Source organism: Shewanella sp. SM87 (assembly GCF_025653705.1).
In the GTDB taxonomy this organism is placed as follows: Bacteria; Pseudomonadota; Gammaproteobacteria; order Enterobacterales; family Shewanellaceae; genus Shewanella; species Shewanella oncorhynchi.
In genome coordinates this window covers 1-1,064 of record NZ_JAKKSC010000085.1, presented here as the reverse complement: position 1 = coordinate 1,064, position 1,064 = coordinate 1, and the positions used below count along the sequence as shown (strand labels likewise).

1 protein-coding gene is annotated in these 1,064 nt (G+C 48.4%); it reads left to right on the top strand.

What is annotated here, in order from left to right; all coding sequences use genetic code 11:
- Positions 1-1,051, top strand: a 1,051-nt coding sequence (locus L5M11_RS23750; protein ID WP_263193451.1) for an IS4-like element ISSba6 family transposase, incomplete at its 5' end; no start/stop codon positions are given.
- Positions 1,052-1,064: the final 13 nt, after the last annotated feature.

Below are 1,064 nucleotides of genomic sequence, written 5' to 3'. Positions count from 1 at the left end.
TCAGGCGCGTAAACGATTGGGCAGTGAGGTTATTAGAGAAGTATTTAGTCGCAGCGCCAATACCTGGCACGCGAGAGCTGAACATCCTCATTGGTGCGGCCTTAACTTGTATGGTGTTGACGGTGTAGTGTGGCGGACACCCGATAGTGTCCAAAATCAAGCCGCCTTTGCGCGTACCGCAAACGCTTCAGGCGAAGCTGCTTATCCGCAAATTCGCATGGTTTGCTTGATGGAATTAAGCAGCCATTTATTGGTCAACAGCGCCTTTGATTCGGTTGCCGAAAATGAAATGAACTTAGCGTCCCAGCTCATTCCTAGCATTCCCAATCACAGCCTAACCCTATTTGACCGAGGATTTTACTCGCTCGGCCTGCTGCACGCTTGGCAGCAAGCGCAACCTGATAGCCACTGGTTGTTGCCACTGAAGAAAGGCACTCAATATGAAGTAGTGCGAACGCTGGGGAAACATGACCAGTGGGTGAAACTCACCACGACACCTCAAGCCAGAAAGAAATGGCCGCAGCTCCCTGAAACTCTTGAAGCGCGTTTATTGACTAAGACAGTGAAAGGTAAGTCAGTCGCCATTTTGACCTCGTTGACAGACCCGATGCGTTACCCCAGCGAAGACATCGTCGACTTATATGCCCATCGATGGGAAATCGAACTGGGCTATAGAGAGATGAAACAACATCTACTGGAGAGTCGTTTTACGCTCCGCAGTCAACTACCGGAGCTGGTGACTCAAGAGTTATGGGGCGTGCTACTGGCCTATAATCTCATTAGATATAAGATGTTGCTGATGGCTAAAAGCTTGCCATCGGTCCATCCCAATCAACTGAGTTTTCGGGATGCGGCGAGTTATATCATCTTCAAGTTGACACAACTGTCATCACAAACACCGGGGAATGTCCCGAGAGACGTATTGGATATAGAACGAAATGCACGGCAATTTAAGCTGGATGGTAAACGGGAAAGGGCATATCCACGAGTTCTTAAAATGAGCAAAAACAAGTTCCCGGTTAGACCAAAGAAAAATGCCGTTCACTCTTAAGTGAACGGCATTA